A 20,793-nucleotide genomic window follows, 5' to 3' on the forward strand; every position below is an offset into this window, starting at 1 on the left:
TAGAACAGGTCCGTGCGCATGTGGGCTCTTTGGGCGGCGTTAAGGATTGTCGGCCGGATAACGCATCAAAAACCAACGATGCGTTTTTGTGCTGACAGTTTTTCTCGATTGCACATGCGACGCCGCCGCGCCAAGGGCGATCACCTTCGGCGCGAAAGCAGCAGCGGTTCGGGCCGGGTATGGAAGGACGATGATGGCTACTGTTCTGGAAGCGGGCGCGAACGAAGGGCGTTCGACTGACAACACACCCGAAGCGGTGGTGGTGCGTTTTGCGGGCGATTCGGGCGACGGCATGCAGTTGACGGGCGGGCAGTTCACGCTCTCGACCGCGCTGGCGGGCAATGATCTGGCCACGTTCCCCGACTTTCCGGCGGAAATCCGCGCGCCTCAGGGCACGCTGTTCGGCGTTTCGGCCTTCCAGATCAATTTCGGCAGCACCGAGATTTCGACTGCGGGCGACCAGCCCGACGTGCTGGTGGCGATGAACCCCGCCGCGTTGAAAACCAATGTGCAGAGCCTCAAGACCGGCGGCCTGATCATTGCCGACTCGGGCGAGTTCAACAAGCGCAACCTGGAAAAGGCCAAGTATGAGAGCAACCCGCTCGAAGACGGCAGCCTGGCCAAGTGGAACCTGCTGGCTTTTGACATTTCCAAGCTGACGCTGGAATCGGTCAAGCCTTTCGGCCTTGGCAACAAGGAAGCGCTGCGCTGCAAGAATATGTGGACGCTGGGCCTTTCGCTCTGGATGTTCGATCGTCCGCGCCAGCCGTTGATCGATTGGCTCAACACCAAGTTCGCCAAGAACAAGGTGCTGGCCGACGCCAATATTGCGGCGCTGAACGCGGGCCATGCTTACGGCGAGACGGCCGAAATCGGCGGTCAGGTCAAGAAGCTGCATATCGAGGCCGCGCCCCAGACGCCGGGCCTCTATCGCACGATCACGGGCGCGGATGCCATCAGCCTTGGCCTGATTGCCGGTGCGCAACTGGCCGAACTGCCGCTGTTCTTTGGCGGTTATCCGATCACGCCCGCCTCGGCGATCCTGCATAATCTGGCCAAGCTGAAAGAATTTGGCGTCACGACCTTCCAGGCCGAAGACGAAATCGCCGCTGTGGCCAGCGCGATTGGCGCGTCCTACGCCGGTTCGCTGGGCGTTACGTCTTCCTCGGGTCCTGGCATCGCGCTCAAGACGGAAGCCATCGGCCTTGCGGTGATGACCGAGCTGCCGCTGGTGATCGTGAACTCGCAGCGTGGCGGCCCGTCGACCGGCCTGCCCACCAAGACCGAACAGTCGGACCTGTATCAGGCGGTCTATGGCCGCAATGGCGATACCCCGCTGCCCGTTATCGCCGCGCGTTCGCCCGCCGATGCGTTTGACTGCGCGATTGAGGCCTGCCGTCTGGCGGTGCAGTTCATGACGCCGGTGATGCTGCTGACCGATGGTTATATCGGCAATGCCGCCGAACCGTGGAAGGTGCCGGACCCCGAGGGCTTCACGCCGTTCCCGGCCAAGTTCCTTGAGGAAAACAACAATCCCGAGGGCAAGGTTCTGCCCTATAAGCGCGATGAAAATGGCGTGCGCCCCTGGATCAAGCCGGGCACCCCGGATCTGATGCACCGTATCGGCGGTATCGAGAAGGCGCCCGACACCGGCGACCTCGATTACTCGCCCGCCACGCACCAGTTGCAGACCGACGCCCGCAAGGCCAAGGTCGATGGCATCGCCAACCACATCCCCGCGCAGGAAGTGTCGCAGGGGACGCAGGGCGGCAAGCTGGCGCTGGTCGGCTGGGGCAGCACCTATGGCGCGATCCATCAGGCCGTGCGCCGCGCGCGCGCCAAGGGGCTCGACGTGTCGCACATCCATATCCGCCACGTCTGGCCGATGCCGACCAATCTGGGCGATCTGCTGCGCAGCTATGACAAGATCATCGTGCCCGAAATGAACACGGGCCAGCTCAAGACCGTGCTGCGCGATCAGTATCTGGTCGATGCGCGTCCGCTGAACAAGGTTTCCGGCCAGCCCTTCACCATCGCGGAAATCGAAGCCGCGATTGAAGCTGCTCTGGCGTAAGGGGTAAGATCGATGAACGAAATGACCGCCATCAAGACGACCCTCAAGGACTGGGAATCGGATCAGGAAGTTCGCTGGTGCCCGGGCTGCGGTGACTATGCGATCCTGAAAGCGGTGCAGCGCACGCTGCCCGAACTGGGTGCTGACCCGGCCAAGACCGTGTTCGTGTCGGGCATCGGCTGCTCCAGCCGCTTCCCCTATTATGTGTCGAGCTATGGTTTCCACACGATCCATGGCCGTGCGCCTGCTTTCGCCACGGGGCTGAAGCTGGCCAATCCCGAACTCGACGTCTGGCTGGTGACGGGCGACGGCGATGGCATGTCCATCGGCGGCAACCACACGATGCACTTCCTGCGCCGCAACATCAATTCGCAGATCCTGTTGTTCAACAATGAGATCTACGGTCTGACCAAGGGCCAGTATTCGCCCACCAGCCGCGAAGGCACCAGCAGCCCGACCACTCCGTTGGGCAGCGTGGACCGTCCGATGCAGCCTTGCGCCTTTGCGCTGGGTGCGGGCGCTCGTTTCATCGCGCGCGGTTTCGATACGTCGAAGAATCTGGGCGAAGTGCTGAAGGCGGCTCATGCCCATCAGGGCGCGGCTTTCGTGGAAATCTTCCAGAACTGCATCGTCTATAACAAGGACCGCTTTGCCGACTTTACCGAGAAGGCCGTGGCTGACACCCGCCAGCTCTGGCTGAAGGATGGCGAGCCGATGCTGTTTAACAAGGGCACGCAGGGTCTGCGCCTGAACACCGATCATCTGCATCTGGAAATCGTCGATGTCGTCGATGGCGATTGGCAGGCCGCGGGCGTGCTGGTGCATGACGTCAAGAACCGTACGATCGCGCATATGCTGGTCGAATTGCCGATGGCGCTGTTTCCGGTCGCTCTGGGCGTGATCTATGACGATCCGCGCCCGACCTATGAATCGGCCCTGCTGGGTCAGGACGCCGTGGCGCGCGAAGGCAAGGTGGCCAACCTCGCCAAGCTGCTCGCCAAGGGCCAGACCTGGACGGTGCAGCCGGAGGATCAGGGGCCTTTGTCGGGAGTTTAAGGGTAAGGGCCTCCGGCGGGCAAAGGGTCTTGACCCTTTGCAATCCCGTTACTGGTTGACCTTTGCAGCGTTTGAAATTGAAAGCCTGCGGCGCCTTTAGCTAAGCGCCGCAGGCTTTTATTATTTCATCGCCCTATCGGGCCCACCACCCCACAATGGGATTGCAAAGGGTCCGAGACCCTTTGCCCGCCGGAGGCAACTTTTTCCAAAACTTCCCCTTCTACCATCTTCCCAACCGCGCCCCACTTACTACCCCCAACCGATGACCCAACCCATCCTCCTTTGGTTCCGCCGCGATCTTCGCCTTGCCGATCAGGCGGCGGTGATGGCGGCGGCGCACTCCGGCGCGCCGGTGATCCCGGTCTATGTGCTGGATGATGAAACGCCCAAGCACCGCAAATTAGGCGGGGCATCGCGCTGGTGGCTGCATGGCTCGCTCGAAAGCCTCGCGCGGGATTTGGAGGCGCTCGGCAGCCGGTTGATCCTGCGGCGCGGCGCGGCGGCGGAGGTTTTGGCGCAACTGGCGGCTGAGACGGGCGCGCGGGAAATCCATGGGTTGCATCATTACGAGCCGTGGTGGCGCAATGCCGAAAAAGCGATCAGGCGCAAGGGTTTGGACCTGCACCTGCATGACGGCAATTTTCTGATCCCTCCCGGCAGCGTGACGACGGGGGCGGGGACGCCCTATCGCATTTACACGCCGTTCTGGCGTCAGGTGCAATTGCGGATGCCGCCCGCAGAGCCTAGACTCGCGCCCGCAAAAATCCCCGCGCCTGAGGCTTGGCCGGCCAGTGATGCGCTGGACGACTGGGCCTTGCTGCCCACCCGCCCCGACTGGGCGCCGGGTTTCCGCGCTGAATGGACCCCCGGCGAGGGCGGCGCGCAGGATCGCCTCGAAGCGTTCCTCCCCCGCTCAAACCTTTACGAAGAACGCCGCAATCTCCCTTCGCGCCCCGGCACCAGCCGCCTCTCGCCTCATCTGGCCTTTGGCGAGATCAGCCCTGCAACCCTGTGGCATGCGGCGATGGATCAGGGCGGCTCGGTCGATGTGTTCCTTTCCGAACTGGGCTGGCGCGATTATGCGCAGAATATCATTGCCGAATTTCCCGATTACGGCGCCCATTCGGCCAAGCCCGATTTCGAGGCCATGCCATGGCGCGATGCCCCCGATGAGTTGAAGGCATGGCAGACGGGCATGACCGGCTATCCTATCGTGGACGCGGGAATGCGCGAATTGTGGGTGTCGGGGTGGATGCACAATCGGGTGCGGATGATCGTCGCCAGTTTCCTCATCAAACATCTGTTGATCGACTGGCGTCATGGCGAGCAATGGTTCTGGGATACGCTGGTCGATGCCGATTATGGCCAGAACGCGGTCAATTGGCAGTGGTCGGCGGGATCGGGCGTGGACGCAAATCAGTTTACCCGCATCATGGCCCCTCTGACCCAAAGCCCCAAGTTTGAGGCGGGCGATTATATCCGCCGCTGGGTGCCCGAACTGGCCGATCTGGATGAGGGCGAGATCCACGATCCCACCCCGATCACGCGCCGTCGCTGCGCCTATCCGATGCCGATTGTCGGCCACGTCGAGGGGCGCGAAAGAGCGCTGGCGGCCTATAGGATGATGAAGGGATAGAAAAACAGGCGCGACCGGTCGGGGGTTCGTGGCGAGGGGCATGTCCACGAACGGCCAGCAGTCGCGCCTGCTATAGGGCTCGGGCAGCAGCGCTTCGCACTAAATACGCTATGCCCGGTCGCTGATAGATATCCGCGACACAGGCATATTCGCAAAATGCAATGAACTATCCGTTGCTGATCTTAGTTAATGGTGATCCGGTGCGGGCTGGCGAAATCCTGCCCGATCAGCTCGACCACCGCATCGGCCACGACCGCGGGGTCTTTGACACTCTTGGGATCTTCGCCCGGATAGGCCTTGGCGCGCATCGCGGTGCGGGTTGCGCGGGGATTAACAATCGCCACCTTCACCGAGGAAATATTCGCCACCTCCTGCGCATAGCAGTCGAGCAGGACCTCCTGCGCGGCCTTGGTGGCAGCATAGGCGCCCCAAAAAGCGCGCGGCTGAGTCGCCACCGTGGTGGTGATGCCGATCACGCGCCCGGCCTCGCTCTTGCGCAGCAGGCGATCAAACGCGGCCAGCAGCGCCTGTGTGGCCAGCAGGTGGGTCGAAACCGCCTTGCCCAGCGCCTTCTGGTCAATATCGACCACCGGCATCAGCGTGGGCAGGATGCCCGCATTGACCACCATCACGTCCAGCTTGCCCCAGCGCCCCGCCACGGCCTCGGCAAGGCGCGTGATGGCATCTTGTTCGAGCAGGTCCATCGGGGCGATGGTGGCGGTGCCGCCCGCCTCGTGGATCGCCTGCTCGACGCCTTCCAGCGCCTTCACATCGCGGCCCGTGATGATGACATGCGCACCCGCCGCGGCCAAAGCCTGCGCCGTGGCCGCGCCGATCCCGCGGCTTGCGCCGGTGACGAGAGCGATCTTGCCGGACAGGTTCATCGGTTAGGCCTCGGTCTCGCCCGCCACCGCATCGGCGTCATAGTCGGTCAATTGCGTCGGATATTCGCCGGTGAAGCAGGCGTCGCAGAATTGCGGGCATTTCGCATTGCGATCCTGCTGGCCCACGGCGCGATAGAGGCCGTCGATGGAAACGAAGGCCAGGCTGTCGGCCTGAATGTAATCGGCCATCGCTTCCAGATCCATCCGCGCGGCCAGCAGCTTGCTGCGCTCGGGCGTATCGACGCCATAGAAGCAGGAATGGTCGGTCGGCGGGCTGGCGATGCGCATATGCACTTCGCTGGCGCCCGCATCGCGCATCATCTGCACGATCTTGAGCGAGGTGGTGCCTCGCACGATCGAATCGTCGATCAGCACGATGCGCTTGCCCGCCACCAGCGCGCGGTTGGCGTTATGCTTGCGCTTTACCTCGGCATGGCGCTTGCTGTCGCCCGGCTGGATAAAGGTGCGGCCGACATAGTGGCTGCGGATGATGCCCAGTTCGAAGGGGATGCCGCTTTCGGCGGCATAACCGATGGCCGCAGGCACGCCCGAGTCCGGGACCGGCACGACCAGATCGGCATCCGCAGGCGCTTCCTTGGCCAGTTCGACGCCGATCTGGCGGCGCGACTGATAGACCGATTGCCCGCCCAGAATCGAATCGGGGCGGCTGAAATAGACCTGCTCAAAGATGCAGGGGCGGGGGGCCGGATCGCCAAACGGGCGATGGCTGGAAATCACGCCATTGTGATCGACCACCAGCAATTCGCCCGGCTCGACCTCGCGCTCGAAATCGGCGCCTACCACGTCGAGAGCCACGGTTTCGGAGGCAAACACCACCGAGCTGCCGATGCGGCCCATCACCAGCGGGCGGATGCCCAGCGGATCGCGGCAGGCGATCATGCCCGCCGGCGTGGTGCAGATCAGCGCATAAGCGCCCTCGATCAGGCGCAGCGCATCGACGAAACGGTCGAGCAGCGTGGGATAGCGGCTGGTGGCGACAAGGTGGATGATGACTTCGGTGTCAGAGGTCGACTGGAAAATCGAACCCTTATGCACCAGATCGCGCTTCAGCGTCATCGCATTGGAAATATTGCCATTATGCGCGATGGAGAAACCACCGTCGGCAAGATCGGCAAACAGCGGCTGGATGTTGCGCAGGCCCGAACCGCCCGTGGTGGAATAGCGCACATGGCCCGAAGCCATCATGCCGGGCAGGTCGGCAAAGATGTCCTGATTCTTGAACACATGGGCGACATGGCCGATCCCGCGATGGGAAAAGAATTCGCCGCCGTCAAAGCTGGTGATGCCGACGGCTTCCTGTCCGCGATGCTGCAGCGCATGCAGGCCGAGCGCCACCACCGAGGAGGCCGAGCGCGCGCCGATGACGCCGAAGATGCCGCATTCTTCATGCAGCGTGTCTCCGTCATCACCCACATCCCATGGGGTTTCATCGCGGAAAGCGTCGGAAAGGGCGGCGTGTTGGCTGATGCTGGTCATGCGGGTGGATGCGACTCTTCGATGACAATGCGCCGTGGCGGCGCGGGGCGCGCGCATTTGGCGCTTGTTGCCCGACAAAGCAAGGCCCCGGTTCATGACATATGATTCAGGCCGCGATGGAGAGCCGATCGCGGCCTGCGCCCTTGGCCGCATAGAGCGCCTGATCGGCCTCGGCCATGGCGCTGTCGGCGCAGGAGCCGAGCCGGGCAAGGCCGATGCTCGTGGTGACAAAGATTTCATGGCCGTCATAAATCGTCGCGGCATGGGCCAGCGTTTTGCCCAGACGCGCGCAGATCCGTTCGCCCACCTCGATGCTGGCGCCGGGCAGCAGCAGGGCGAATTCCTCGCCGCCGATGCGAGCCAGCATATCGGTCCCGCGCAGGCCCTGACGCGCCACAGCGGCAAAGGTGCGCAAGACCGCATCGCCCGCCGCATGGCCATAGCTGTCATTGACGTTCTTGAAGAAATCAAGGTCGATCAGCGCCACGCAGCCGGTTTGTCCCCGCGCAATGCAGCCATTGATCGTATCAAGGAACAGGCGGCGATTGGGCAGGCCGGTCAATTCGTCGGTCAACGCCGCGCGGGCCAGAGCGTTTTCATAAGCCTTGCGCTCGGACATGTCGCGCACCACGCTGACCACGCTTTCGACCTGTCCGGCCTCGTCCAGCACGGCGCGCATATGCGCCTCGTACCAGCGGGGCGCGGCATTGCGCGGCAGGCCCAGAAATTCGACCTCAATCGAATTGCCCTTGGCCGATAGCGCGCGGCGATATGCATCCACCACCGCGCGGCGGTGGCGCGGCGCGACAAGGCGCAGCGCGGGATGGCCGATCATGCGCTTGGGGTCGCGCCGCGCCAGTTGCTGGATCGAGGTCGAGGCAAAGCGGATCTTGCCCAAAGGATCGGTGGACAAAATGATGTCGGTCGAATTCTCCGCCAGCAGGCGATAGCGCGTCTCGCTTTCGCGCAGCCGGGCCAGCAGGTGGCGCATATGCTGGATGGCGCTGGTCACCGGCATGATGGCCAGCGCGGTGGAGGCCAGATAGACCTGAAGGAATTGCAGTTGTCGCCCGATGCTGTGGCCGCTTAATGCCAGTGCGCTGTCGCCCCCGCGCACAAACCACAAGCCGATCACCGCCAGAATGACATACATCAGCGAAAGCGTGGCCAGATCGACAAACACCGTCGACACTACCAGCAGCAGGATGGGCAGGAACAGCACCGGGATCATAGTCTGGGCAAAGCAGAGCGTGGCCACCACCGCCATCGCGATGGGAAAGCCCAGCGCCACCGGCCAGCGCGGGCGGTCGAACAGAAACCGCCTGCCGCGCCGCTGCGAATGGGCCAGCACGGTAAAGCAAGGCAGGAAGATCATCAGTCCAAGGCTGTGGCTGTAATACCAGTTGCGGAAATTCTGCAGCGCCTCGCCATGGCCGGCTATCGACAGGGCGGCAAGGCTAAGGCTGGCGCCCAACAACGGGGTGCAGACCGAAACGCCGAAGAGCAGACCCATCAGCCAGTTGAGCGAGCCGACCTGTTCGCTCTTGGGCAACAGGCGGCGCATCAGCAGCGCGGCCAGCACGGCTTCGGACATATGGGCCAGCGCCATGACCGGCGCAGCGATCCATCCCGCGCCCCACATCCCGGTTACCAGCGCCGAGGCCAGCGTGCAGGCTGCAATCCGCGGCAGCCATCCCCGCGTCGAAACCGTTGCCAGCGATGCCGTCAGCACCGCCCCTGCGGGCCAGAGGAAGCTGTTTCCATGATCGATCTGGGCAAAGCTGGTGCCCAGTTGCGCGCAAAGGAAATAGACCAGCCCCAGAATGGCAAAGCCGGGAGGCGTATGGTCCTGGATTGGCGGAATGCGTAATCTCATGGAAGGGGAATGTACGGATAAAAGGGTTAATTTCGTCTTTAGGCTGCATGCCGAAAGGCGGGGAAACCCTTTCTGTTGCCGAGTGTTTTGCCCGGATGTGGGATTGTGCGTTGCGCGCTTGGCGCCGCGCGCCTAAATCCTGCATCGGATGCCCGTTCGGGCCGCAGGAAACAGGCGCAATATTTCCGTGATTCTCAATCGTTTTGAATGGACAGTGGCAAAACGCTATCTGCTTCCGGGGCGCGGCGAGGCCTTTATCGCCCTGGTGGCCGGGATCAGCCTTGTGGCGGTTGCGCTGGGGGTGGCCGCGCTGGTTGTGGTGATGAGCGTGATGAACGGATTTCGCGCCGAACTGCTGGATAAGATCGTCGGGCTCAACGGCCATGCGATCATTCAGGCCTATGGCGGGCGACTCGATAATTGGGAGCAGGTGCTCAAGGATGTCCGCGCCACGCCCGGCGTGGTCAAGGCCAGCCCGCTGATCGAGCAGCCCTTGCTGACCACCTTTAACGGGCGGGTCGAGGCCATTCTGGTGCGCGGACAGACCGCGCCCGATATTGCCGCGATGAAGTCCAAGGTGATTTCCGGCTCTATGGATGCGATCACGCCCGACAGCGGCATGGTGGCCATCGGCGCGCGTCTGGCCGAAAGCCTTGGCGCACGGGTGGGCGACAGCATCACCGTTATCAACCCCACCGGGCGCGACACGCCCTTTGGCACGGTCCCGCGTCAGGTCGCCTATCAGGTGGGCGCGATCTTTGAGGTGGGGATCTATGACTATGACAATGCCTTTGTCATCATGCCGATCGCCGACGCGCAGACGCTGCTGCTGACCGGCGATTCCATCGGCATGATCGAGGTCAAGACCGACAATGCCGACAAGGCCGCCGAAATGCTGGCGCCTTTGGGCAAAAAACTGGCCGGGCAGGCGACCATTACCGACTGGAAAACGATCAACGCGCAATTGTTCGATGCGCTGGCAGTGGACCGGGTGGTGACCTTTGTGGTGCTGTCGCTGATCGTGCTGGTGGCCTCGTTCAACATTCTGTCCAGCCTGATCATGCTGGTGCGGGCCAAGACGCGCGACATTGCGATCATGCGCACGATGGGCGCGTCGCGGCGTTCGATCATGAAGATCTTTCTGACCATCGGCGCGGTCATCGGCTCGCTGGGGACCGGGGCGGGGCTGGTGTTGGGCTTTGTCTTCCTGTTCTATCGCCAGAATGTGCTGAATTTCGTGCAGATGGTGACGGGCCAGCAATTGTGGGACCCCAAGATCCGCTTTCTGACCGAATTGCCCAGCCGGTCCGATCCGGTCGAGGTGATCGGGATCGTGGCGATGGCTTTGGGCCTGTCTTTTGTGTTCACGCTGTTCCCCGCGTTCAAGGCGGCGAGCACGGACCCTGTGCAGGTGCTGCGTTATGAGTGAGGTGCTGAAACTGACCGGCCTGACGCGGGCCTTTGAGCAGGGCGGGGTGCGGATCGAGGTGCTCAAGGGCATCGACCTGTCGATCATGCCGGGCGAGATCGTCGCGCTGCTTGGCCCTTCGGGTTCGGGCAAATCGACGATGCTCCAGGCGGTCGGCCTGCTGGAGGGCGGTTTTGGCGGGCGGATCGAGGTGGCGGGCCAAGATGCCAGCGCGATGAACGGCGATCAGCGCACCGATCTGCGCCGCTCGTCCATCGGCTTTGTCTATCAGTTCCACCATCTGCTGCCCGATTTCACGGCGATGGAAAATGTCGTGATGCCCCAACTGGTCGCGGGCCATGCGCAGGGGGAGGCCGAGGGCAGGGCGCGCGAATTGCTGGGCGCGCTGGGCCTGTCCTCGCGCGTGACGCATCGCCCCAACCAATTGTCGGGCGGCGAGCAGCAGCGCGTGGCCGTGGCCCGCGCGCTGGCCAATCGCCCGCGTCTGGTGCTGGCCGATGAACCCACGGGCAATCTGGACGAGGCGACCGCCGACCGCGTGTTCGACGAATTCCTGCGCCTTGTACGCGAAAGCGGCGCGGCCGCGCTGATCGCCACGCATAATGAGCGACTGGCGCTGCGCATGGACAGGGTCTTGCGATTGCACGAAGGGCGATTGCATTATGAACCGGCGCCAAATGAACAGGTAGGCAATTCTGAGTAGACCGCTTGAAGGTTAACAGCGTGCCCCCCACATGAAGGTGGAAGGGCGCAAAACAAGGAGAGATCCATGACCAAACTGATCAACTGGCAGGAAACCGTGGCGCTGCATCTGGCCAACGATGGCGGCGGGTTGCTGGACGAGTTGAAGACGGTGCGGCGTGGTACTCTGGCCGATCTGGTGCGCTATATCGCGCTGCTCGATGCGCCCGAACGCGAACGCTATGAGATCGAGCGCGTGGGCGATCACCGGATGAAGGTGGATGAAATCATGGAATTGTATGGGCGCGATGATTTCCCCCATGCGGAATGAGGCGTGACCCACTGGCCTGATCTGCCGGTGTTGCGCGGGCGCCATGTGACATTGCGCCCGCTGCAACGCGCGGATCGACACGATCTGCTGGCGGCCTTGTCGACGGGTTTCGAGCGGACTTTTGCGGGCGGTTTGCCCAGTGCCGAAACAATCGAAAGCTGGCTGGACCGGGCCGAGGCCGAGACGGCGGCGGGCCGGGCGCAGGTGTTTGCGGTGCTCGACGCCGATGGCGTGGTTGCGGGCACCACGCGTTATATGCGGATGAACGCAGCCGCGCGGCGGGTGGAGATCGGCAACACGCTTTATGCCCCCCGCGTGCGGCGCACCGGGCTGAACACCGAGGCCAAGAAGCTTCTGCTGGGCCATGCGTTTGATGTGCTGGGCGTCCATTGCGTTCAGATCCGCACCGATGCGCTGAACCATACCAGCCGCCGCGCCATCGAACGCCTGGGCGCGAAACAGGACGGCATCCTGCGCGGTCATAATGTCATGTATGACCCCGATTATGGCGAGCGGCGGCGCGATACGGTGGTCTATTCGATCCTGGATATTGAATGGCCGGGCATTCGCCGCCATCTTGACGCGCTGCTGGACCGATAGGAAACCCCCGATGCCCCAGACGATTGCCGATTTCACCGCCCACCTCCCCAATGGCGAAACCATCTCGCTGGCCGACCGGTTGGGCAAGGTGCTGCTGGTGGTAAACACGGCCAGCAAATGCGGATTTACCCCGCAATATGATGGCCTTGAAAAGCTGTGGCGCGATTATGGAGATCGAGGGTTTGAAGTCATCGCCTTTCCCTGCAACCAGTTCGGCGGGCAGGAACCGGGCAGCGCGGAGGAGATCGGCGAATTTTGTCGCGTCAATTTCGGCCTGTCCTTTCCGCTGATGGGCAAGGTCGAGGTCAACGGCCCGGATGCCGATCCGCTGTGGAACTGGCTGAAGGACAGCGCGCCGGGGATACTCGGCACCAAGAAGATCAAGTGGAATTTCACCAAATTCCTGATCGGGCGCGATGGCCGCGTGGTTCGCCGTTTCGCCCCCAATGTTAAGCCGGAGGCGATTGCCGGGGCCATCGAAAATATCCTCTGAATTTTCCACAGCATTGGCCACAGGTTTACGCACATATCATCCACAGGGCGCCGCGCCGCGCCGATTGATGAAACGGCCCCCCGCGCCCTAGGGTCCTGATCATGGCTCATTCTTCCTACGTCCCGCTGCATGTCTATTCCAGCTTCACCATGCTGGATGGCGCCATTGACCCCAAGGCGATGGCCAAGCTGGCGAAGAAGCACAATTTTCCCGCCATGGCGGTCACGGATCGCAACGGGCTTTACTGCGCGCCCGCCTATGCCGGGGCGTGCAAGGATATGGGCGTGCAGCCGATTATCGGCGCGCTGCTCTCCATTGCGCGACCCAGCGGGGAGGGCGGCGGCGTGCTGCCATCGGCGCCCCAGATCGACGCGGTGGTGCTGCTGGCCCAGAACGAGGCGGGGTGGAACAATCTGTGCCATCTGGTGTCCAAGGCACACCTTGAACGCCCGCTGGAATTTGATCCCCATGTGCGCCTGTCCGACCTTGATGGACATACCGATGGGTTGCTCTGCCTGACCGGGGCGGGCGAGGGGGCCTTGGCCCGCATGTTTGCCGAGGGGCAGAACGAGGCGGCGCTGCGCTATGCCGATGCGTTGCAGGTGGCCTTCCCCAACCGGCTTTATATCGAGATCGCCCGCACCGGCGATCCGGCCGAGGACGGCAGCGAAGAGGCGTTGATCGACCTTGCCTACGCCCGCGACATTCCGCTGGTGGCGACCAATCCTGCGCACTTTGCCGATGCCAAGGACAGCGCGGCCCATGACGCCATGCTCTGCATCGCCGGTTCGACCCATGTCGATGCGCCCGAACGCAAACGCTCCAACCCCCAGCAATGGGTGCGCAGCGCCGAACTGATGGAGCACCTGTTCTCCGACTTGCCCGAAGCGCTTGCCAACACGCTGGTGATTGCGCAGCGCTGCGCCTTCGAGCCGCCCAAGCGCAAGCCGCTGCTGCCCTCGCTGGCCGGCGACAAGGAAGGCGAAGCGCGCATGATGGTTGATCACGCGCGGGCGGGTCTGGCCAAGCGTCTGGCCCCCTATTGGCCGGGCGTGGACGAGGCGACGCTGGACAAGGCTCTGGCCGCCCCCGAGGAACACTATGAGGCGTTGCGGCTGCTGGGCGTCGACGAGAGTTTCCTCGAATATGCCAAACGGCTCGATTTCGAGACCGGCATCATCAACCGCATGGGCTTTGCCGGTTACTTCCTGATCGTGGCCGACTTTATCCAATGGGCCAAGCAGAATGACATTCCCGTGGGGCCGGGGCGCGGCTCGGGCGCGGGTTCGCTGGTCGCATGGGCGCTGACCATCACTGACCTTGACCCGCTGCGGCTGGGCCTGCTCTTTGAACGTTTCCTCAACCCCGAACGTGTGTCGATGCCCGACTTCGACATCGACTTTTGCGAAACGCGGCGCGGCGAGGTGATCCGCTATGTTCAGCGCAAATATGGCGCGGACCATGTGGCGCAGATCATCACCTTTGGTAAGTTGAAGGCGCGCGCCGTTCTGCGCGATACGGGGCGTATTCTTCAGATGTCCTATGGTCAGGTCGACCGCCTGACCAAGATGGTGCCCAACCATCCGACCGATCCGTGGTCGCTTGAACGCGCGCTCAACGGCGTGCAGGAACTGCACCGCGAATATACCAATGACCCCGAGGTCAAGCGCCTGATCGATCTGGCGATGCAGTTGGAGGGCATGCCGCGCAACAGTTCGACCCACGCGGCGGGCGTGGTGATCGGGGATCGCCCTCTGGAACAACTGGTCCCTCTCTATCGCGATCCGCGTTCGGACATGCCGGTGACCCAGTTCGACATGAAATATGTCGAGAATACCGGCCTCATCAAATTCGACTTTTTGGGCCTCAAAACGCTCTCGATCCTGCGCAAGGCAGTGGATCTGCTGGGGCGGCGGGGGATCAGCATCGACCTGTCCACCCTGCCTTGGGACGATTCCGATGTGTATGATCTGTTGAAGCGCGGCGATACAGTCGGCGTGTTCCAGCTCGAATCCGAAGGCATGCGGCGCACGCTGGCGGCGGTGAAGCCGACCAATTTCGGCGACATTATCGCGCTCGTCTCGCTGTACCGTCCCGGCCCGATGGACAATATTCCTCTGTTCGGCCAGCGCAAGAACGGTATGGCGCCGATCGAATATCCGCATGAGAAACTCTCGGGCATTCTGGCTGAAACCTACGGGATTTTCGTCTATCAGGAACAGGTGATGCAGGCCGCGCAGATCCTGGCGGGCTACTCGCTGGGCGATGCTGACCTTCTGCGCCGCGCGATGGGCAAGAAGGTGCAGGCCGAAATGGACGCCCAGCGCCTGCGCTTCGTCATCGGATGCCGCGAAGTGTCGGATATCGACAAGGACAAGGCCAACGAACTGTTCGACATTATCGACAAGTTCGCGGGCTATGGTTTCAACAAATCGCACGCCGCTGCCTATGCCTTGCTCGCCTATCAGACGGCGTGGTTCAAGGCGCATTATCCGCATGAATTCTATGCCGCGGCCATGTGCTTCGATATGCATCAGTCAGAAAAGCTTGCGATTTTTGTCGATGATATGCGGCGCAACGGGATCGCGGTGGCTGGGCCCTGCCTCAACCATTCCGAGGCCGAATTCATGGTTGAACAGACCGCCGATGGCCATCAGGTGCGCTATGCCTTGGCGGGCATCCGCAATGTTGGCGAAAAGGCGATGGAAGTTGTCGTGGCCGAGCGGCAGGCCAATGGCCCGTTCAAGGATCTGGCCGACCTGTTCACGCGCGTCCCCTATGGCTCGCTCAACCGGCGCATGCTCGAAGGTCTGGCGGCCAGCGGGGCGTTTGACGCGCTCGAACCCAACCGGGCCAAGGTGATGGCCAATGCCGATATGCTGCTGGCCGTGGCCGACGAGGCCGAGCGCACCCGCACCAGCGGCCAGCATGGATTGTTCGGCGGCGAGGATGCGGGCGCAGGCGCGATCCGCCTGAATGAGGCAACGCCGTGGAGCCGCAGCGACCAGATGGCCAAGGAGCGCGAGAATTTCGGCTTCTATTTCGCCGCCCATCCGGTCGAACAATGGCGCGCCGTGGCCAGCGCCAATGGCGCGCGCAGCCATTCCAGCCTTTTGGCCAGCGGCGTTGCGGGCCGCACCAGTGCGGTGATGGCCGCCATGGTCGAAAACGTCCAGAAGCGCAAAACCAAGCGCGGCAAGGACTTCATCATGGCCGATTTCTCGGATCAGTCGGGCAATTTCTCGGCTTCGTGCTTTGAAGAAACGCTGGTGGACAGCTTCGTGAACTGGGCCAAGGAGGGCGCCTGCGTGCTGCTTACTGTCGAACTCGACAGCCCCAGCCCGGAGGAGCCGCCGCGCGTGACGGTGCGGGGCGCGCAGGCCCTGTCGGAAATCAAGGCGGCGGCCAAGATGACGCTGAGCCTTGAAGTGGCGCGGCCCGATGTGTTTGCCGAACTGGCCTCGATCCTGCCGCGCGGCGGGCTGGGCACAGTGGAGGTGCTGTTGAAAACCGGCGGGGCGCAGGAGCCGCGCCTGCGTCTGGGGCGCGATTTCCTGCTTGATGGCGAATTGACCGATCTGATCGCGGGGCTGGACGGGGTGGCCAATGTCTCGTTGAAACCAACGCGGGCAGGCGGGCATCTGCGGCTGGTGGCCTGATCAAAACAGCGCCATCTGGCCATCGCGGCGCGGCGGGCGGAACTGGGTGATGTCCAGATCTGCGCGGTGGTCGCCAAGGCCCAATCGCGCCTTGGCAATGCGAAAGCGCGCGCGGATCAGATCTGCCCAGACGCCCTGCGGCTTCATTCGGGTGAAGAAATCGCTCTGATAATCGGCCCCGCCGCGCAGCGATTGCACGATATGCATGACCTTGTCCGCGCGGTCGGGGAAATGCGCCTCCAGCCATTCGCGAAACAGCGGTGCGACCTCATGGGGCAGGCGCAGCATGATCCAGCTTGCCCCGCGCACCCCGCGCGCGGCGGCTTCTTCCAGAATGCGCTCGATCCATTCCTCGGTGATCGCGGGCACGATGGGCGAGACGTTGACCCAGACCGGCACCCCCGCCGCGCTCAATTTCTCGATTGCGTCCAAACGCTTGAAGGGACTTGCCGCGCGCGGTTCGAGCAGGCGCGACAGCCGCGCATCCAGCGACGTCACCGAAATCGCCACCGCCGTCAGCCGACGCTGTGCCAGTTCGGCCAACAGGTCGAGATCATGCAGCACCCGGTCGGATTTGGTGGTGATCGTGACGGGATGGCGCGTTTCAAGGCACACCTCCAATATCTGCCGCGTCAGGCGATAGCGCGCCTCGATCGGTTGATAGGGATCGGTGTTCGTCCCCATCGCAATCGGCGCGGGGGAATAGCCGCGCGCGCTCAATTCCCGTCGCAACAGCCGCGCCGCCTCGGGTTTGGCAAACAGGCGGCTTTCAAAATCCAGTCCCGGCGAGAGGTCGAGATAGGCATGGGTGGGCCGGGCATAGCAATAGATGCAGCCATGCTCACACCCGCGATAGGCGTTGATCGAACGGTCGAAAGGCACATCGGGCGACTTGTTGCGCGAGATGATCTTGCGCGCGGCCTCTTCGGTAACGGTGGTGCGCAGCGGCGGCGGGCCGCCATCGACATCCTCCAGCGCATCCAACCAGTCGCCATCCGCCTCGCGCCCGGGCAGGGCAAAGCGGGTGGAGAGCGCGCCGCTTTGCGCGCCGCGGCCGCGGGGAGGGGGAGACGAAACCATGGCGCATAAAGAACATAAAAAGAACAAATGCGCAAGCGCTGGCTATTGCGCCCCGCGCCGACTAAACAGATCCGCGACGTTCTCTTATCCGGAATCCCTTCCATGTCCGCGCCTTACGCCAGCCTGATTCCCACCGATGCCGACCGCCTTGCGCTCTATTTGGCGCGAATCGGCCTTGCCGCCCCGGTCAAACCCACCGCCGAGGGGTTGGCTGTTCTCCAGCGCGCGCATCGCATGAACATCGGCTTTGAAAACATGGATGTCATGCTTGGGCGCGGGATCAGCCTCGATCCCGATGCGATCTTTGGCAAGTTGGTGATGGGTGCGCGTGGCGGCTATTGCTTTGAGCAGAACTGGCTGTTCGGCACGATGCTGGCGCAGATGGGCTTTGCCAACCGGCCCTTGCTGGCGCGGGTCTGGCTGGGCCTGCCCGAGGATGCTCCTGCCTCGCCGCTGACCCATACGTTCCGGCTGGTCGATCTGGATGAGCAGGCGTGGATTGCCGACGCAGGTTTCGGCGGCTCCTATGTGCCGCCCATGCCGCTGACCGATGGTGCAACGGCCCAGACCTCCGACGGAGCGCAGCATCGCATCACCCGCCATAGCGCGCCCGGTTCGTTAGCGGGCGAATGGCTGGTCGAACGTCTTGGCCCCGCCGCCGCCACCGATGGCCGCGCCACCGCGCCGGGATGGCAGAAACAATATAGTTTCAACCTCAACGAAGTTGCGCCCATCGACCTTGAACTGTCAAACCACTGGACCTTTACCAAGCCCGAGACGCGCTTCACCACGGCATGGATCGCCTCGATCGTGCTGGAGGACGGCTTTGCCGCGCTCAACGGGCGGCGGTTGACCATGTATGCGGGCGGGCGCGGCGATGTCATGGATATCGCCCATGCGCAGGACTGGCGCGCGATGCTGGCCGATCTGTTTCGGGTGGAGTTGAGCGAGGATGAGGTGGCGGGGTTGAGGGTGTTTTAGAGGATAAATGCGAGGGTCTGGACCCTCGCGCTCCCGTTACTGTCTGCGTTACGTAAAGGGTTCGACGAAAGGGTGTCGGACGCTGCGTTAGAGTTTTAATAGCCTGCGGCGCCAATCAGCACCATTAACGTGATTGCAAAGGGACGAGTCCCTTTGCCCGCCGGAGGCACAGAACCCGCTTCATCCTTTCTTCAAACTTCCTTCAACCTCGGCATCAACTCAACAAAGTTGCAAGGCCGGTTCCTGCTGTCCAACTGCTCGAACAGGATTCCGTCCCACCCATCCTTCACCGCACCATTCGAACCGGGCAGGGCAAAGATATAGGTCGCGCCCGCCATGATCGCCATGGCGCGCGATTGGACGGTGCTGGTGCCGATGGATTTGTACGAGAGCCAGCGGAAGAGTTCGCCAAAGCCGGGGATCAGCTTGCCGCTGTGGGCGATGATGATCTGGTCCAGCGCCTCGGGCGTTACGTCGCGTCCGGTCAGGCCCGTACCGCCTGTCGAGATCACACAGTCGATTTCCGGGTCGTCGATCCATGCGTCCAATTGCGCCACCAGCGCGGGCACATCCTCGCGCAGGATCTTGCGCGTGGCCAGAACATGGCCCTTGTCCGCAATGCGTTGGGCCAGAATGTCGCCGCTGGTATCATTGTCCAATGTGCGCGTGTCCGACAGCGTCAAGAGCGCGATGCGGATCGGTTTGAACTCGCGGGTTTCGTCAATGGCCATCGGCGCCCTCCTTATTATGGAGTGGCTTGGTAGCCGTTCATGCCCGGGCCTGCAATCACGCCATTAGCGGCCATTTTGACCCCGCGCGCGCCATCGAGGCCGGGGAAGGTCGGCCACAGGCCCTGCGCCAGCGCGGTGCGGCTTTCCGACGTGCCGCCAGCCTGCCGCTCATACATCCAGTAATTGCGCAGCACCGTGGCGACATAGCCGCGGGTTTCCCAATAGGGCACCGATTCCATCCAGAGCATCGGGTCGCCGCCGTCATGGATCTGCGTGTTCCAGCGCGCCACGGGCAGCGGCCCGGCATTATAGGCCGCCATCACCTTGGGCAGCAGGCCCTGCGTGGCGGCGCTGTTTTTCAACGCCTGCAAATGCTGTTGGCCAAAGGCCAGATTCACATCGGGTCGCGTCAGATCGCCCACCGAGCCGGAAACACCCAGCGCCGCAGCATGATCGCGCGCGGCGGCGGGCATGATCTGCATCAGCCCGCGCGCGCCTGCGCTGGACAGGGCGGTGGCGCGGAAGGCCGATTCCTGAAGCGTATGGGCCAAAACCAGTGCCGGATCGACCTGCCAGCCGGTGGCCGGGGTCCATTTGGGCGTGGGGAAACGACTTGCTGGGGCAGGCGCCGCGCCGCCGGGCGCGTTGTATGCCATCCACAATTGCGTGGCGGGTAGGCCCAGATCGCGCGCAAGACGCGACAGGGGCTGATACTGATCCGCGCTGCCGATGCGGGCCTGATGGCGCAGCACATCATCGGCCAGCCCGTCCTCGCCAATTTCGGCCAGAGCCACGGCGGCGCGGATATTGGGATTTTCGCGCAGGGATTGCCAGTCGGCGGCGGTGAAATCGGGCGTTGAATGGCCGGTGGGCAGGCGCAGGCCGAGTTGTTCGGCGGCGATCATGCCATAGAGCGTTTCATCGAGCCGCGCCGCCGCGCGCAGCGGCGTCGAGGCCATTTCGGGCTGGCGGCAACGCACCTGCGCGCGCGCCTGCCAATAATAGGCGGCGGCGGTCAACTCACTGTTGGTCGAACCCTTGGCTGTGCGGGAAAAAGCCTCGCCCGCGTTCAGGCAATCGCCCAGCCGCCACGCAGCAAGGCCCGCCACCCACGACCCTTCGGCCACCCATGCGCCGGACATGGGCGCGCTGTTGTCGCCAATGGATGAAGCCAGCGCAAAGGCGTCGGCATCCTGATTGTTGATGTAATAGGCCCATGCGACCTTTTGCCGCCATTCGGCGCGCGCCTCGGCCGAGAGCGTGGCATCGACGCCATCGAGCAGCAGTCGTGCGCCCAGCGGATCGTCCAGCTTGATCTTGTCATTGATGCCCTGCGCGATGGTGGCGGGCATAGTGCCGTCGGCAATGCTGCGCGGGCGGGCGCGGCGTGGGGCGTTGGGCTGGGTATAAAGCGCCTGCGGCAGGGGCAGGGTGGGCAGCGCGGTGCCGCCGCGTTTGATGGCCAGTGCGGCGATCTGCTCGGCCTCGGGCAGCGTGGGATTGGCGTTCAGCCAGTCGGTCAGCGTGGCCAGATCAATGCGGGGCGAGCCCTGTGCCAGATAATATTCCGCCCGCGCCGAGCCATGCAACGGTCCATCGGGGCGCTCGGCAAACATGGATTGAACCCGCGCCCAATCCTGCCGCTTGATCGCGCCGAATATGTCCTTGTACCAGGCGCGTTCATCTTCGGTCAGCAGTTTGGGCACAGCAGAGCGCGAGACACGGCTCATGAAATAATCGGCGGCGGCGGAATTGGCGGCGGCCGGCTGCGCTCCGGCGACGGAC

At 63.2% G+C, this 20,793-nt stretch carries 16 protein-coding genes; 10 read left to right on the forward strand and 6 right to left on the reverse strand.

Translation table 11 applies throughout. The features are described 5' to 3' along the window. Positions 1 to 193: 193 nt before the first annotated feature. The 3 genes from GGR38_RS14010 (at position 194) to GGR38_RS14020 (ending at position 4,766) form a co-directional block, all read left to right on the forward strand. On the forward strand, positions 194 to 2,074 hold the full coding sequence (locus GGR38_RS14010; RefSeq protein WP_183626689.1) for a 2-oxoacid:acceptor oxidoreductase subunit alpha: 1,881 nt from the start codon (positions 194 to 196) through the stop codon (positions 2,072 to 2,074). A 12-nt stretch (positions 2,075 to 2,086) separates the two neighbouring features. Continuing rightward, positions 2,087 to 3,130, forward strand: coding sequence for a 2-oxoacid:ferredoxin oxidoreductase subunit beta (locus tag GGR38_RS14015; protein WP_183626550.1), 1,044 nt, complete (start codon positions 2,087 to 2,089; stop codon positions 3,128 to 3,130). A gap of 262 nt (positions 3,131 to 3,392) precedes the next feature. Continuing rightward, complete coding sequence (locus GGR38_RS14020) at positions 3,393 to 4,766, forward strand: cryptochrome/photolyase family protein (protein ID WP_183626552.1); 1,374 nt, start codon at positions 3,393 to 3,395, stop codon at positions 4,764 to 4,766. 182 nt (positions 4,767 to 4,948) lie between these two features. Here GGR38_RS14020 and GGR38_RS14025 read toward each other — a convergent pair whose 3' ends face one another. From GGR38_RS14025 to GGR38_RS14035, 3 genes are all read right to left on the reverse strand, one after another. Next, entirely contained in the window at positions 4,949 to 5,650 is a 702-nt protein-coding gene (locus tag GGR38_RS14025; RefSeq protein ID WP_183626554.1) for an SDR family NAD(P)-dependent oxidoreductase, read from the reverse strand. Between the two features lie 3 nt (positions 5,651 to 5,653). Further along, positions 5,654 to 7,147: an amidophosphoribosyltransferase gene (purF, locus tag GGR38_RS14030; protein ID WP_183626556.1), complete on the reverse strand. Its 1,494-nt coding sequence runs from the start codon at positions 7,145 to 7,147 to the stop codon at positions 5,654 to 5,656. 106 nt (positions 7,148 to 7,253) lie between these two features. Continuing rightward, a complete protein-coding gene (locus tag GGR38_RS14035) occupies positions 7,254 to 9,023 on the reverse strand; it encodes a sensor domain-containing diguanylate cyclase (RefSeq protein ID WP_183626564.1) in 1,770 nt (589 codons plus the stop codon). A 187-nt stretch (positions 9,024 to 9,210) separates the two neighbouring features. Here GGR38_RS14035 and GGR38_RS14040 point away from each other — a divergent pair, with 187 nt between their 5' ends. From GGR38_RS14040 to dnaE, 6 genes are all read left to right on the forward strand, one after another. Further along, positions 9,211 to 10,452, forward strand: a complete 1,242-nt coding sequence (locus GGR38_RS14040; protein ID WP_168604540.1) for a lipoprotein-releasing ABC transporter permease subunit — start codon at positions 9,211 to 9,213, stop codon at positions 10,450 to 10,452. Then, on the forward strand, positions 10,445 to 11,155 hold the full coding sequence (locus tag GGR38_RS14045) for an ABC transporter ATP-binding protein (RefSeq protein ID WP_183626566.1): 711 nt from the start codon (positions 10,445 to 10,447) through the stop codon (positions 11,153 to 11,155). The genes GGR38_RS14040 and GGR38_RS14045 overlap by 8 nt, the downstream gene beginning before the upstream one ends. Positions 11,156 to 11,221: 66 nt before the next feature. Next, on the forward strand, positions 11,222 to 11,464 hold the full coding sequence (locus tag GGR38_RS14050) for a hypothetical protein (RefSeq protein WP_183626568.1): 243 nt from the start codon (positions 11,222 to 11,224) through the stop codon (positions 11,462 to 11,464). Positions 11,465 to 11,467: 3 nt separating this feature from the next. Further along, complete coding sequence (locus tag GGR38_RS14055; protein ID WP_343059106.1) at positions 11,468 to 12,064, forward strand: GNAT family N-acetyltransferase; 597 nt, start codon at positions 11,468 to 11,470, stop codon at positions 12,062 to 12,064. Positions 12,065 to 12,074: 10 nt separating this feature from the next. After that, complete coding sequence (locus GGR38_RS14060; RefSeq protein WP_183626570.1) at positions 12,075 to 12,557, forward strand: glutathione peroxidase; 483 nt, start codon at positions 12,075 to 12,077, stop codon at positions 12,555 to 12,557. A gap of 101 nt (positions 12,558 to 12,658) precedes the next feature. Continuing rightward, on the forward strand, positions 12,659 to 16,216 hold the full coding sequence (gene dnaE / locus GGR38_RS14065; protein ID WP_183626572.1) for a DNA polymerase III subunit alpha: 3,558 nt from the start codon (positions 12,659 to 12,661) through the stop codon (positions 16,214 to 16,216). Here the strand turns inward: dnaE and GGR38_RS14070 are convergent, their stop codons facing one another. Further along, positions 16,217 to 17,296, reverse strand: a complete 1,080-nt coding sequence (locus tag GGR38_RS14070) for a PA0069 family radical SAM protein (protein ID WP_183626574.1) — start codon at positions 17,294 to 17,296, stop codon at positions 16,217 to 16,219. It lies immediately after the preceding gene. Between the two features lie 102 nt (positions 17,297 to 17,398). On the opposite strand from GGR38_RS14070, the gene GGR38_RS14075 reads away from it, so the two are divergent. Next, positions 17,399 to 18,277 (forward strand): arylamine N-acetyltransferase family protein, encoded by an 879-nt coding sequence (locus GGR38_RS14075; RefSeq protein ID WP_183626576.1) that lies wholly within the window; start codon positions 17,399 to 17,401, stop codon positions 18,275 to 18,277. A 191-nt stretch (positions 18,278 to 18,468) separates the two neighbouring features. Here GGR38_RS14075 and GGR38_RS14080 read toward each other — a convergent pair whose 3' ends face one another. Both GGR38_RS14080 and GGR38_RS14085 read right to left on the reverse strand, forming a co-directional pair. Then, positions 18,469 to 19,008: a molybdenum cofactor synthesis domain-containing protein gene (locus GGR38_RS14080; RefSeq protein ID WP_183626578.1), complete on the reverse strand. Its 540-nt coding sequence runs from the start codon at positions 19,006 to 19,008 to the stop codon at positions 18,469 to 18,471. Between the two features lie 14 nt (positions 19,009 to 19,022). Then, complete coding sequence (locus tag GGR38_RS14085) at positions 19,023 to 20,738, reverse strand: lytic transglycosylase domain-containing protein (protein WP_183626580.1); 1,716 nt, start codon at positions 20,736 to 20,738, stop codon at positions 19,023 to 19,025. Between the last annotated feature and the right edge of the window lie 55 nt (positions 20,739 to 20,793).

Source organism: Novosphingobium sediminicola (genome assembly GCF_014196525.1).
Classification (GTDB): Bacteria; Pseudomonadota; Alphaproteobacteria; order Sphingomonadales; family Sphingomonadaceae; genus Novosphingobium; species Novosphingobium sediminicola.